The organism is Maridesulfovibrio sp. (genome assembly GCF_963678865.1).
Taxonomy (GTDB): domain Bacteria; phylum Desulfobacterota; class Desulfovibrionia; order Desulfovibrionales; family Desulfovibrionaceae; genus Maridesulfovibrio.
The window spans coordinates 1,860,350-1,874,290 of record NZ_OY787459.1 but is presented as its reverse complement, the minus strand read 5'-3'; the positions used below and the strand labels follow the sequence as shown (position 1 = coordinate 1,874,290).

The 13,941-nt window shown below is 49.8% G+C and carries 11 protein-coding genes; 1 reads left to right on the top strand and 10 read right to left on the bottom strand.

Features of this window, described 5'->3' with window-relative positions; genetic code table 11:
• Positions 1-58: 58 nt before the first annotated feature.
• Entirely contained in the window at positions 59-1,048 is a 990-nt protein-coding gene (locus ACKU41_RS08645; protein WP_321405041.1) for a TAXI family TRAP transporter solute-binding subunit, read from the bottom strand.
• A 242-nt stretch (positions 1,049-1,290) separates the two neighbouring features.
• The gene (locus ACKU41_RS08640) at positions 1,291-2,958 is read right to left on the bottom strand and encodes a gamma-glutamyltransferase family protein (RefSeq protein WP_321405040.1); all 1,668 of its coding nucleotides are present in this window, start codon (positions 2,956-2,958) and stop codon (positions 1,291-1,293) included.
• A gap of 258 nt (positions 2,959-3,216) precedes the next feature.
• Here ACKU41_RS08640 and ACKU41_RS08635 point away from each other — a divergent pair, with 258 nt between their 5' ends.
• Positions 3,217-3,891 (top strand): transporter substrate-binding domain-containing protein, encoded by a 675-nt coding sequence (locus tag ACKU41_RS08635; RefSeq protein WP_319781003.1) that lies wholly within the window; start codon positions 3,217-3,219, stop codon positions 3,889-3,891.
• Between the two features lie 173 nt (positions 3,892-4,064).
• Here the strand turns inward: ACKU41_RS08635 and gltX are convergent, their stop codons facing one another.
• The 8 genes from gltX to ACKU41_RS08595 all read right to left on the bottom strand — a co-directional run bounded on the left by gltX (position 4,065) and on the right by ACKU41_RS08595 (position 13,936).
• Positions 4,065-5,459, bottom strand: a complete 1,395-nt coding sequence (gene gltX, locus ACKU41_RS08630; RefSeq protein ID WP_319781002.1) for a glutamate--tRNA ligase — start codon at positions 5,457-5,459, stop codon at positions 4,065-4,067.
• Positions 5,460-5,692: 233 nt separating this feature from the next.
• Positions 5,693-5,917 (bottom strand): NifU family protein, encoded by a 225-nt coding sequence (locus ACKU41_RS08625; protein WP_319762246.1) that lies wholly within the window; start codon positions 5,915-5,917, stop codon positions 5,693-5,695.
• Positions 5,918-6,062: 145 nt separating this feature from the next.
• Positions 6,063-7,118: an HDOD domain-containing protein gene (locus ACKU41_RS08620; protein WP_321405039.1), complete on the bottom strand. Its 1,056-nt coding sequence runs from the start codon at positions 7,116-7,118 to the stop codon at positions 6,063-6,065.
• A gap of 144 nt (positions 7,119-7,262) precedes the next feature.
• Positions 7,263-8,114, bottom strand: a complete 852-nt coding sequence (locus ACKU41_RS08615; protein WP_321405038.1) for a glycine betaine ABC transporter substrate-binding protein — start codon at positions 8,112-8,114, stop codon at positions 7,263-7,265.
• A 29-nt stretch (positions 8,115-8,143) separates the two neighbouring features.
• Positions 8,144-8,977, bottom strand: coding sequence for a proline/glycine betaine ABC transporter permease (locus ACKU41_RS08610; protein WP_321405037.1), 834 nt, complete (start codon positions 8,975-8,977; stop codon positions 8,144-8,146).
• A 1-nt stretch (position 8,978) separates the two neighbouring features.
• Positions 8,979-10,169, bottom strand: coding sequence for a glycine betaine/L-proline ABC transporter ATP-binding protein (locus ACKU41_RS08605; RefSeq protein WP_321405036.1), 1,191 nt, complete (start codon positions 10,167-10,169; stop codon positions 8,979-8,981).
• 615 nt (positions 10,170-10,784) lie between these two features.
• Positions 10,785-12,185, bottom strand: a complete 1,401-nt coding sequence (locus tag ACKU41_RS08600) for a sigma-54 dependent transcriptional regulator (RefSeq protein ID WP_321405035.1) — start codon at positions 12,183-12,185, stop codon at positions 10,785-10,787.
• Positions 12,185-13,936, bottom strand: coding sequence for an ATP-binding protein (locus ACKU41_RS08595; RefSeq protein WP_321405034.1), 1,752 nt, complete (start codon positions 13,934-13,936; stop codon positions 12,185-12,187). The genes ACKU41_RS08600 and ACKU41_RS08595 overlap by 1 nt, the downstream gene beginning before the upstream one ends.
• Between the last annotated feature and the right edge of the window lie 5 nt (positions 13,937-13,941).

Below are 13,941 nucleotides of genomic sequence, written 5' to 3'. Positions count from 1 at the left end.
GAGGTTCATCTTCAGTGTTTGAGGTCTCCGGCATGAACTCCGGAGACCTCCTGTATGCTTATTTAATCACACCGACTTCACGGTAATATTTCTCAGCACCCGGATGCAGAGGAGCGGGCAGCCCCGCGGTAGCACGTTCAAGAGACATTGCTTTTGTGGCTTTGTGGATGTTGTTCAGGAAAGGCAGGTTTTCATAAATGGTTTTGGTAAGTTTGTAGACCACTTCATCGGGCAGATCAGCACGGCAGGCCAGAAAGTTGGGCTGGGCAATGGTCCTGATGTCTTTCTTCTGTGAAGGATAGGTCCCTGCGGGGATCACGTAGCGGCTCCAGATGGGGTAGCTTTTCTGGATTTCCGCCAACTGGTCGTCGGTGAATTCCAGAACGGATACGTCATCCGCGCCAAGCTGGGCGTAGAGCTGGGTGATTGCTGCTGCAGGAGGGCCTGCAGGGATGTTGGCGCCGGCAATGCGTCCATCCATCATGGCTTGAGCCGAAGGAGTGTAGCCGAGGAACTCAAGTACAAGGTCTTTGCTTACATCAACACCCATCAGCTTGAGCAGGGTGCGGCCTGAACCTTCGGTGCCGCTTCCTCGTTTACCGATGGAGAATTTCTTGTCCAGCCCCTTGAGGTCGGAGATGTCACCTTTTTTTACATATTTATTCAGCAGCGGAAAGTGTTCAACATTTTCCCAGAGCATGGTGATGGAGCGGAATCCCTTGAAAGCTTTATCTTTGTATGGTCCTTCACCTTTGTATGCGTTAAGGCCGAAGAGAGCCTGCAGGATAGCGAGGTCCGCTTCCTTGTTTTTAAGCATTTGAATGTTTTCACCGGAACCTGCAGAGTTGATGGCAGTAGCGGTGATTTTTTCGGATTGGGCGAGCTTGATGCTGACCAGCGTACCAATGGCAACGCCTACCGGATAGTAGGTTCCGCCTGTGGTGGCGGTGGCGATGATCAGGTTGTTGTCACTTGCCTGTGAAGGTGCGGCTGTAAAGGTCAGACATAGCATACAGGTAAGCACGAGGCATGAGAATTTTTTGAACATTCTTCCTCCTATGTTGGATGTTAATCAGGTGGGTGTGTAATGTACAGATCAATGGATTGTGCAAGTGGTATAGTATAGAATGTACAAAAAATCCAGAAAGCTGAATTTTTGCGAAATCCACGAAAATAACGCTGGTGTTTTGAGTAAAAAAGATAATTGAGTGTTTTTCTCTGCGGTGATTCGCAATAACAAGAAAGATAGCCTTTGCAGGCGGTGCTGTTTTTTACACGTGAACAATTATATTAGCAAAGACCTGCTGCATATCCGTCAGACCGTGGGTCGCAGCCTGCGCATAGAATACCATTGTCCTGATTGCGCACAATTATCTGTCCGCGCCCGAAAAGAGTTCTCTTGTATCCTCCGCGTATTTCAGTGGCGTGGCCCATGGCGGTCAGTTTGTCCACTGTTTCAATGGGCAGTCCTTCCTCAAGGCAGACCTTGCCGCCAGCTTCCCCCGGTTCAATGCAGAAACGCAGCCTGTTCAGGGCTTCCTGCGGGTCTGCTCCGTCATCAAGCATGGCAGATATTACCTGCATATGTCCTTGGGGCTGCATGAAACCGCCCATGACCCCGAATGTTGAGTGCAGCGATTTGTCCTCGCGCAGACATATGCCGGGGATGATCGTGTGGTAGCTGCGTTTGCCCCCGGCCAGAACATTGGGATGGTCCGGGTCGAGGGAGAAGTTGTGCCCTCGGTTCTGCAGGGAGAAGCCAAGCCCGTCCGGTACTATTCCGGTTCCGAAGCCCATATAGTTGGAATTGACCATGGAACAGCCGTTACCGTCTTTATCCACTACGCAGAAGTAGACTGTATCTGATGAGTTGACAGGCACGCCGCTTACGTTCTCCGTTTCGGCCCGATCCGGGAGAATCAGCGAGGCCCGTTGGGCTCCGTATGAAGGCGAGAGCAGTTTTTCAAGCGGCGGAAAATATTGCTGCGGATCAGCTACATGTCGGCGCGCATCGGCAAAGGCCAGCCGCATGGCTTCGATGAGATGGTGCAGGCATTCAGGCGAGTCCGGGGTGCCAAGCCCGGCGACATCAATCTCTGTAAGGGTGTTCAGGGCCAGAAGCGCTGCCAGCCCCTGTCCGTTGGGCGGGCATTCGTGGATTTCATACCCACGGTAATTAACACTGATGGATTCCTGAAATATACCGGCATGGGACCCCATATCCATTTCAGAAAGAAAACCGCCGTTATCGCGAACTGCTTTGATTATTTTTTCAGCGATTGTTCCCTGATAGAAAAGTCCTTTTGCTTTTTCCGGGGTGCAATCCGCCAGACGGGCAAGAGTCAGTCCCAGATTGCGGTTGAGCATAATTTCTCCGCAACGGGGTGCTTTACCTTGCAAAAGCAGCTGTTCTCCGCCGGGACTGTGCTGCAGAATTTCAGCTCCTTCAGCCCAGAGACGGGCTGTCACCGGACTGACCGGAAAGCCCTGCATGGCATAACGGATGGCCGGGCCGAGTACAGTGGAAAGAGGCTGGCTGCCGTGCTGTTCTAACAGATCAGCCCAGAGAGCCATGGCTCCGGGAACATTTACGGTCATGGCGTGGCGCATGGGAAGAGCGCCGGTAATTCCCATGGAGGATATTTTTTTAAGCGAAATGTTCCGGGCCGATTTACCTGATCCGTTCAAAGCGGTAACTTTTTTATCTGCCGCATTGTAAAAGAGTGCGAAAGCATCTCCCCCAAGGCCTGTACTGCATGGTTCCACCACGGCAAGGGCAGCGGCTACGGCAATAGCGGCATCTGCGGCATTGCCCCCGGCACGAAGAATTTCCAGTCCGGCTTCAGTGGCCAGCGGCTGGCTTGAGGCAACAATTCCTTTAGTAGCGTATACTGGGGAGCGGCGGGAATTGAAGGTGAAGGCAGGTTTTGTATAGTTGTATATTTCATAGGTAGACATTTTTGTGCTCCGTTTTTGTATTGTATTTGCGTAATGATAGAGTAAATTGCCGATAAAAAGCAATAGTAGTATAGTGTTAACAGTTTAAGATGCCGGATTTATGTGGAAATAGGTGCTGTCGCTCCGGGATGGCTCCCTTATTGCTTTTATTTGCTGTTATGCCTAATGTATACCATGCCTACAAGTGTACAAATTATCGGGTTGCTCTTTTGCCTTTTATTCTTACCCCCTTTTGCCCACGCTTCAGATCTCAAGATAATGGCGGAACAATATCCTCCGTACAGTTATCGGGAGGATGGTGCTACAAAGGGTCTTTTCGTTGAACTTGTGCGCCGGATTCAGGTGAAGCTTGGCGAGAAGCCGGCTGAGATAAGTTTTTATCCTTGGGCGCGCGGATATGAAATGCTGAAGGGCGGGGTTGGAGATATCCTTTTACCAATGTGCATGACTTCGGAGCGTTCGGCGCTCTTTAAATTTGTAGGCCCTGTTTTTTGGGATGACGTTTATTTCTACAGGAGGAAAGGAAGTTCCATTGATTTAAAGGGGCTTGATGATGCGAGAAAGGTTGGTAAAATTGCTGTAACAAGGTTTGATGTTTATCATCAGAATCTGGTTGCTATGGGATACACCAATCTTGACGTAAGCTCGGCTCAGAAGTGTGATTTTTTAAAACTGATGCGGGGCCGGGTGGACCTTGTGCCCATGGGGAGAAAAGCGATTTCATATTTTTTTGAACACAACCCTGAGCTTGATCTGAACCAGCTGGAAAGGGTTGGCCCTTCTGTTTTTTTTACCACGAACTATATCGCTTTTGCATTAAAGACCCCAGATGAGCTTATTCTGAAATGGCAGGCAGCTCTGGACGAGTTGAAAGCGGAAGGGGAATGGCAGAAAATAGCGGATAAATATTTCCCGCCTGAAAGGTTGAACTGATTTTTTAAAGCCACGAAAAAGCTCCGTACATACTGCGATGTACGGAGCTTTTTTTATCTGATTAATTATGGCTCACACGTGATGAAGCCGTAAGATTTTTTGGGGTTGTTGTTTTCGCCCTTGGGCTAACGGTTTTCAATCCGGTGTCAGCGATAACTGCAGCAGGATGACCGTTAGACCAAAGTTACAGCACGGTTCATGCGTGCAATGGTCTCGTCTTTGCCCAGCACGAGCATTAGATCGTAGAGTCCTCCGGGGGACTGGGTGCGTCCGCAGAGAGCAAAACGAACAGGCTGACCGATGGCCTTGAATTTGAGTTCTTTTTCTTCAAGAAAACCTTTGCAGACTGCTTCCAGTGAATCGTGGCTGTATTCTTCATCCGCTTCGATGCGTGCGGTCAATTCCTTGAGGATTTCCACTGCTTCGGGCTTGAGCACTTTTGTCACGTCTTTCTCATCGTATTCCAGTGCAGCACTGTCTACGAGGAAGAAGTCGCACATATCGGCCATATCCTTGTAGGTGGTGGAGCGGGGCTGCAGCAGGGGGATGATTTTTTCGAGGTAAGCGTCCTCCGCGTCTACGCCTTCAGGCAGGAAAGTCCGCATGCCGGGAATGAGATCAGCAGGAGCTTTGGTTTTGATGTATTCGCTGTTAACCCAGTCCAGCTTTTTGGTATCAAAAACGGACGGGGAGTTGCCGAGGTTGTCTGTGTTGAAAAGTTCGATCAGTTCTTCGCGGGAGAAGATTTCCTGATCTCCGTGGGACCAGCCCAGACGGACGAGGTAGTTGACTACCGCTTCCGGCAGGTAACCCATTTTTTCATATTCCATTACGGAAAGAGCGCCGTGACGTTTAGACAATTTCTTTTTGTCCGGACCGAGAATCATCGGAACATGCCCGAATCTGGGTATATCCCAGCCAAGAGCCTGATAAATCAGAATCTGGCGCGGAGTGTTGTTCACGTGGTCATCTCCACGCAGCACACTGGTTACTCCCATGGTGTGGTCATCCACTACAACTGCGAGGTTATAGGTGGGCGAACCGTCGGAACGGCGCAGAATCATATCGTCCATTTCAGCATTTTCAACGCTGATGGGGCCTTTGATCATATCTGTGAAGCTGGTGCGTCCTTCAAGGGGGGCCTTGAAACGTACTACCCTGTTTTCGCCGGGGCCGAGATTTTTCTCACGGCATGAACCGTCGTACTTGGGTTTGCGTTTTTCTTTCATGGCCTTTTCGCGCATGGCGTCAACCTGCTCTGGAGTGCAGTCGCACCAGTAGGCTTTGCCTTCCTCCAGCAGTTGGTCGATGTAGCTGTTGTAAAGGTCGAAGCGGTCACTCTGGTAGATGGGATCGTCATTCCAGTCCATGCCCAGCCATTTCATGGAAGCGAGGATGGCGTCAGTGTATTCCTGCTTGGAGCGTTCGCGGTCAGTGTCTTCAATGCGCAGCACGAATTCTCCGCCGTCGTGTTTAGCAAGAAGCCATGCAAAAAGAGCGGTGCGTGCGCCGCCGATATGCAGATGCCCGGTAGGACTGGGTGCGAATCTGGTTACGGTTTTAGCCATGTTTTTATCTCCTGAACGCTGCCTTCAGCGGCCCTGCCTAGGTCTTAAACTCTTTTGGGAAGAAACTTTCAGAATCCCAAAATCTTAAGTAGGGCTTCACCACTGAGGCGAGTAAATTTTGCGGTAAATAAAAGTAAAAAATCCGCCATCAGGGGCGGTATTTAGGTTGAACCTGAAAGTTCGCGAATCTTTAAATTGCCGACCGGCCGGAGCATGCTCCGGCCGGCAAGATTCTATTCAGCAGGCTCTACGCCTTTGAGCTCGGGAATCTCCTTGAGCAAGGTACGCTCAATGGCGTTTCTCAAGGTGATCTGGGACATGGGACAGCCTTTGCAGGCACCCTGAAGGCGCACTTTGGCGATGCCTTTGTCTGTTACCTCAACGAGTTCTACGTTGCCGCCGTCAGCCTGAAGAAGAGGTCTGACCTTGTTAAGAGCGGCTTCGACTTTATCGAGCATGGTAAATCCTCCGTTTGCTATGCCCGCTCAAGTACTTTCTTTAAACCGCCTTGTCAAACCCGTCGGTACCTGTTTTCAGTGTTTTTTTATAATGTCAGCAATTTTATTTATTTGTAAAAGTTGTTTAATTACAGATATGTATCGCTTAAGCGTTCATGTTTTTTAATATGGAAAATGCTTCGTCCAGAATGGGGGTCAGTTCGGAGTCCAGTTGCCGTAATTTATCGGGAGTGAGGCCATGTTTTTCCCATCTTTCGTTATTAACATTGCGGATGAAGAAATCTCCGCTTCCACCGATGCCCATGGTTTTAGCGATAATATTAGCAAAATAGACGTAAAGGGCTTCCGGTGACTTGGAAGCTTTGGCAGGGTTGTGGTGATTTAATACGGCATTTACCAGTGAAAACGGCAGGTTCCATTTACGGAGAAGCATGCCTCCCAGTTCAGCGTGGTCAAAGCCTGTTACAATTTGTTCTGCTTTGAACATCAGGGCTTTTTTGTTGCGGGAAATTGCAGTCGCGGCAACGGCCCGATCCGGCAGGGTCATCATCATTACAGGTCGGCCGATATCGTGCAGCAGACCGGCCACAAAACATTTTTCCGGGGTTCCTTGTTTAAAAGTCTTGGAGAGATGGCTGGCAATGATTCCGCAGGAAAAACTATGCCGCCAGAAAAGTTCAAGATCGATGATATCCGCAGGCAGGCCTTTGAACATATCCATAACCGATGTTCCCATCGCAAGCGTGGAGAGCTGGTTGGTGCCGATGACTGCCACAGCTCTTGAAATGGTATCAATCTGGGCGGGGAAACTGTAAAAAGCGCTGTTCACCATGCGAAGCAGAAAGGCGGACAGGGCCGTATCCTGCGAGATTACCTTTGCAAGGTCGGATGCCGAGCTTGAAGGGTCATTGATTACCTGGCGCATTTCAATGAAAACCTGCGGCAGGGAGGGAAGTTTGATTTCTTTCCGCATGAGCGCGATTGGATCTACCGGCTCAAATTTTTCCTTAGGCATGGACATGTCGGCCTGCGGTTTATACAGATCCGGGTTCTCCATCAGATCACGGGTCACGTGGGAGAGGCCCAGCTCAAAAAGTGTTGCCACCACAGGCAGGTTCCGGTCTGTGCGGGCAAAACGGTCTTCCATCAATGTGTCGGCCCTGTGCATGATTTCTTCTGGAATGGAGATGTTATCAGTCATGGTCAACCGCCTTGGATTTCTATAGATTTCTTAAATTTATCATATATTAAAAGCTGTTTCAGGGGAAGTTTTCCTCGCAAAAAATAAAAAGCCCCCCGGACGAAATATCCGGGAGGCCATGCATCCTGATATAATGTGACTGGATTATTTCAGCCAGGAATCAACCAGTTCTTTGTTTTCCTTGATGAAACGCTTGGCGTTTTCATAAGGATCGGCACCCTTTTCCTGGTTCCAGGCCATAACCATCTGCATCTGATTGGCATCTTTCCATGCAAATTTGTCGAGGAAAGCGTATACTTTGGGCATGTCTTTATCGAGTCCCTTACGGACGACAGTGTTGATGGTTTCGGATTCACCGAGAACTTTCTTGGGGTCATCGAGGTATTTGAGATCCCAGCGGCCGAACATCCAGTGCGGAGACCACGCGGTAACGACAATCCACTCGTTGTTTTTAATAGCGTCACCCAGAGCTGCGGTCATGGTTGCGCCGGAACCTTCCATGAGTTCGAATTTATCAAGACCGTATTTGTCGATGGCTTCTTCTGAACGCATCATAAGTCCTGCGCCGGGATCAATGCCGATGATCTTGCCGTCAAATTTGTCGGCGTATTTGTTGAGGTCGGCAATGGACTCGGCTGTGACGTATGAAGGAACAGCCCAGCCTAATCTTGCCCCGCTCATGATAGGACCGAGGTTGACAACGTCTTTTTTAAGACGTTTGAGGTAGTCTGCGTGGGTTACGGGCAGCCATGCAGTGGCCATGCCGTCCACATCACCGGAAGCAACGCCCTGCCACATTACAGCTGCGGCAACGGGAATTATCTCGCATTCTACGCCCATGCGTTCTTCAAGTACGGCTTTGATGACGTTGGTGGTGGCCGTTGCACAATCCCACTCAACATATGCCAGTTTGACTTTCTTATCCCCAGCGAAAGCTGCAGAGCTGAATGCTGCGAAAAGAAGTACAGCGAGAGACAAGACTAATAATTTTTTCATAAGTAAACTCCTGATTGGTTTTAACCCGGCTATTTTTTACCTGACCCGAGTTTTTGAAGTACCTGATCCATTATCATGGCGACAATAACGATGCCAATTCCTGCTTCAAATCCCTTGCCCATCTGCAGTCTCTGGATAGCTTTCCAGACCTCACCGCCCAGTCCCTTGGCACCGATCATGGCGGCGATAACCACCATGGAGAGGGCCAGCATGACTGTCTGGTTTACCCCGGCCATGATGGTCGGAGTGGCAATGGGAAGCTCAAGCTTGAAAAGTCTCTGCCAGCGGTTGGAGCCGAAAGCTTCGGCACACTCCACCAATTCACTCGGAACCTGCTTGATTCCGAGGCAGGTCAGCCTGATTGACGGAGGCATGGCAAAGATGATTGTTGAGAATATTGCGGCCACCTTGCCCAGCCCGAAAAAAGGTATTGCGGGGATGAGATAGACAAAGGCGGGCATGGTCTGCATTACATCCAGAACGGGCATAACGACCCGGTTGATGTGTTTGTTCATGGCCGCCAGAATGCCGATGGGGATTCCGATCATCAACGCCAGCATGGTTGCGACGATGACCAGCGCAATGGTGCTGACTGTTGCTTTCCAGAGTCCTATGTTCCAGATGAGCAGTAAGCCGGCCACGGCAAAAGTTGTTGTACGCTTGCTTTTGGCCAGCTTCCAGGTGATCAGTCCCACGATGATGATAAACGCCCATGGTGGGCAGGCTTTCATGACACCTTCTACAACATCCAGTCCGGCTTCGAGAAAGGCGGAGAAAGCCTTGGTGGCAAATGAAAAATGTTCCACCAGAAAATCAATGGAAGATTCTATTACGTCCCCTACGGGAATGCGTGGAATATTCATGCTAGTTGCCTCCTCTTTCAGCCAGTGCCCCGATCAGCGTTCCCCGGACAATAACTCCTTTGAGTTTGTTTTCTCCATTGATAACCGGGAGGGGCAGTACGCGGTCCTGCATTATATTAAATAATTCCTGTGCCGGGCATTCCAGTTCCACCGCCTGCAGGTCTTTATGCATAATTTCCCGGATATCCTTACCTCCCTCTTCCACTTGCTTAGCGCAATCTGCGGCATTGAGCATGCCGATCAGTTCGTGCTTTTCATTAAGTACAAAGAGATTAGAGATATTGTTTTTGCGCATTTTGCGTAGAGACGCCCTTGGGCCGTCGGTTCTAATGTAAGCCACGGCGTCAATCTTTTTCATGACTGATTCAGCTGTAAGCACTTTGGTAATGTCAACATCTTCCACAAAACGGCGTACGTAGTCTGTGGCAGGTTCGGTAAGAATTTCCTCCGGTGTGCCGATCTGTACTATTTCGCCATCTTTCATGAGTACAATGCGGTCGCCGAGCTTAAGGGCTTCATCAAGGTCATGACTGATGAAAACGATAGTTTTGTGCATGCGTTCCTGCAGATTGATCAGTTCATCCTGCATGTCGCGGCGGATGAGCGGGTCGAGCGCACTGAAGGCTTCGTCCATGAGCAGAATGTCCGGGTCGAGGGCGAGGGCGCGGGCCAGACCTACCCTTTGCTGCATACCGCCCGAAAGCTGTGAGGGGAAGGAGTCTTCCCATCCTGCAAGACCAACCAGTTCAAGAGCTTCCATGGCCTTTTGTTTTCTTGTCTCCGGATTTACCTCGCCGATTTCCAACCCGTATTCTGTGTTTTTCAGGACTGTGCGATGAGGGAAAAGGGCGAAGTTCTGGAAAACCATACCCAGTTTTTCCAGACGTATTTTGCGCAGTTTGTCCTTGCTCAGGGTGGTGATGTCTTCGCCATCTATGAAAATTTTACCCCCGGTGGGATCAATAAGTCTGTTGATGCAGCGGACAAGAGTTGATTTTCCGCTACCGGAAAGCCCCATGACTACAACTATTTCACCTTCTTCAACACTGAAGGAGGCATTGTTCACGCCTACTCCGTGTCTGGTTTTTTCCATAATTTCTTCTTTGGTGGCGCCCTTTTTCAGCATGGGGATGATTTTTTTAGGGGTGTTGCCAAAGATTTTGTAGAGGTTTTCTACTCTGATTTTTTCCATGTCTTCTCCGTTAAATAAAACTAAACACCGCCTTCCGGTCAAAAGAAGTGCGGTTAAAAAAAAACTAGTTGGAAGCTGAGTGAGATGCCGAAGACAGATGAAGAACTGGGATTTTTTCCGGAGCGGAATTGGGGTTGAGCTCCTGAACGGGTGTGCCGGTAGGATTAATGTAGTGTAGTAGTGTGAAATGCATTTTTTTCTGCAGTATGCTAGTTTTGCAGTAGTGTTTAATGTTGTTTTTTAAAAGTACTGTTTTTACTTAGGTAAAGTACAGTTTGTATAAGCTGCTTTTCGTTGAAGCAAAAACCATTGCCTGTCGATTGTTAAAGCTGAGTTAAAATGACGTTTTCAGCATCTTTGTCGAGTTTAAAAATTAATAAGCTCGAGTTTTAAGGGTAGATAAAATATGTGCTTGTGTCAAATAAGATAGATTTTTGTTCGAGAGCTGTTCGTTTTAAACCGTTTCAGCAATGTTTTTAAGCTGAGGAGAGGTCAGAATAGATTATCGGCGTAGAATGGATGAGATTGGTGATAATCGGGATTAATCGCTTTAATTCAAAAAAAAGCCCGGAAATATAAATCCGGGCTTATTTGAGAATCTAACTCTTGATTTTATTATCGACGGGTCAATCCGTATTTTTTCAGCTTGTACTGCAACGTCCTGCGGCTGATTCCTAGAGCATCAGCTGTACGTTCGCGGTGATGCTGATTGGCTTCAAGGGCCGAGATCAGGGCCTGACGTTCAGCATCATCCAGAGTGGTGGGACCTGGAGGCGATGGTGGTGCCGGCTGCTGCTGAGATTGTTGTTGCGAAACCGGTTCCGGCGCAGGTATCCGGGGGCTAGGATTATGAACCTGCGGGGGCAACAGTTCCTGGCCGAGCACTTCGCTACGGCTCAGAATAATGGCCCGTTCCAGAACATTCTCCAATTCACGGACATTACCGGGCCAGTCATAGCTGCTAAGTACATCGAGAAATGAGGGACTCACCGAGCGGACTTTTTTATTGTTTTTGCGGCCCAGTTTTTCCAGCAGGTAGGCTACCAGCGCGGGCAGGTCGCCTACACGTTCCCGCAGTGGCGGAATGCGTATTTCAAGGACGCTTAAACGGTAATAAAGGTCTTCGCGGAAATTTCCTATTTCAACTTCCTTTTTCAGGTCCCGGTTGGTAGCGGCAATTATGCGTACGTCCGTTTCAACCGGAGAAACACTGCCCAACGGTTCGACCACCTTTTCCTGCAGTGCGCGTAGAATTTTGGCCTGCAGTACCGGGTCCATTTCGCCGATTTCATCAAGGAAAAGAGTTCCTCCTGAAGCAAGCTGGAATCTTCCCGGTTTATTGGCATTGGCCCCGGTGAAGGCCCCTTTCATGTATCCGAAAAGTTCACTTTCCAGCAGATCCGCAGGAAGTGCCGCACAGTTGACTTTGATCAGCGGCTTGCCCGCACGCAGGCTGGCCCGGTGCAGGCCTTCGGCAACAAGTTCCTTACCCGTGCCGGATTCACCTAATACCAGAATTGTAGCTTCCGAGGGTCCGGCCTGTTCGATAAGATCTTTTACATGCAGCATCCCTTGTGAACTGCCGATCATTTCCTCTGTTGCTCCGGCTGCGGATTTCAGTTTTTCATTTTCATCCACCAGCCGGGAATAATCCAGTGCCTTGGCCATGACCGCTTTCAGTTCTTCGTTGTCGGCAGGTTTGGTCAGGTAATCGAAAGCACCGTGCTTCATGGCTACCACTGCGGAGTTGACGTTTCCGTATGCGGTCAGCATGATCACCGGCAATCCCGGCATGATAGAGTTCAGCTCTTTAAGCAGTGTCATGCCGTCCATGCCGTCCATACGCATGTCGATCAGGGCTGCGTTCAAGGTCAGGCCGGGAAGTATTTCAAGAGCCTGTTCGCCTGATTGGGCTTCGTGCACTGTCCAGCCGTCACTTTCCAGCACAGCCCGGATGAGCATGCGCAGTGACGGTTCGTCATCAACTATTAGTACGTTTTTTCCTGAGGAGTTCATTATTCTGATCCTTCATTACGCGGTTCGGGGAAGAACAGTTTTACGCAGGTCCCGTCGAAATGGATTTCCTGCGGTCCGTCCAGTTCCGGCGCGGAGATGGTTACCCTGCCGTTATGTCCACGCATGATTGTATTGACAATGGCAAGCCCTAAACCGGTTCCTTTGGGCTTGTCGGTAAAAAATGGTTCAAGCGCATGTTTGCGTATATCCTCCGGCATTCCCGGTCCGTTATCGCAGACACTTATCCAGACTCCGTGTTCGGTCTTTTCGGCAAAGATCGAGATTTTTCCTGTTTTGTCGGCTACAGCATCAAGACTGTTGACCAGCAGGTTGAGCATCACCTGTCTGATTCCGTCAGGATCAGCATAGACCCGGTCAGTGTTTAGTTCTGTCTGTAATCTGGTCCCTTTGTGCTCAAGGTCGAACCCCAATAAGGTCTGCATTGAGTCGCATAGTTCCCTCAGGTCAAGATGTTCCGGGTTAAGCTCGTGGGGTTTGGACAGGTAGAGCAGGTCTGTAACTACCCTGTTCAAGCGGTCCGCCTCGGTAAGCATAGTGGTTGCGTAGGTGCCGTAAGGTTGTTCATCCTTGAATTTGTCGGCAAAGAGTTGGGCGAAGCCACGCAGGGAACTCAATGGATTGCGGATTTCATGGGCCACCCCGGCTGCAAGCGAACCGATGGAAGCCAGCCTGCGTGCTTCATAAAGATCCTCTTCCAATCCGGCAATATCGGTACGGTCGCGGATGATGACCATGTTCCTTTTTTCCTCCATGCTTTCAATGTAAGGAAAAAAAATGAGTTCAAGGTTTTTTTCACCCAGTCGGACATGTTCCCAGACAACGTTGCCGCGTTTGAATTTCTGTAGTGATTCATAGGAAAAATCATTCCAGTTTTTACTTACCAGAACACCATCCTGCGGGCTTTGCAGTAGTTTATGCGCTGAACCGTTTGCCGCCAGAATAGCTCCCTGCGGTGAAAGGGTCAGCAGTCCGTCAGGCATGTTGTCCAGCAGGTTGGCCTGAAAACGTTCCAGACGGGTTAGCTTTTTGCCTTGTTCGCGGCGCTGGAAATAGGCGACAGCCAGCAGCCAGAGTACTAATCCGGCCAGAAAAATGTAACTTGTCTGCAACAGCGCGGCCCTGCGGTACTGGTTGAACTGGCGCAGATGCTTTTCCGCACTCAGTCCCAGCAACAGGTACGTTTCCTGCTCAGGAGGGGGCATGAAGCCGCGTCTGTGCTTTTGGTGTCCGTACAATCGTTGCAGGATGGGCTGGCCCACAGTGCCGTAAAGAAGAGCAGCCTTTCCTTTGATCATAACCGGGGTGCTTGATTCACGCATGCTGGTAATCATGTTGAAAAGACCGGGAGGAGGGGTATAAACCGTATGGTCCCCTTCATCCTGCTCGACGACCAGTAATGGTTTATGATCAGGACCGTAAAGGGCGATGTAGAGCAGGTCTCCCTCGGCAACCATTTCCTGAAACAACTCCCTTGCGTCCGGTAGCAGCTCTTGAGGCATACGCCTGTTATGCCTGCCCGGAGGCCTCATAAGCCGTGCGCCTTCTACCAGCTGGATATCCAGCCCGCGCGCAATGGAGCGTGCTGAAAGCAGCATATGTTCAAACACGGTCTGGTGCATCTGGCGCAGGTTATGCCACGTAAGATATAAACTTCCGGCCCCGAGAAGTATCAGGGCCAGAAGAGCCAGAGCAAGAGGAAGCTTATGGGATTTCTGTGAGCTTAATTCCATTTAAT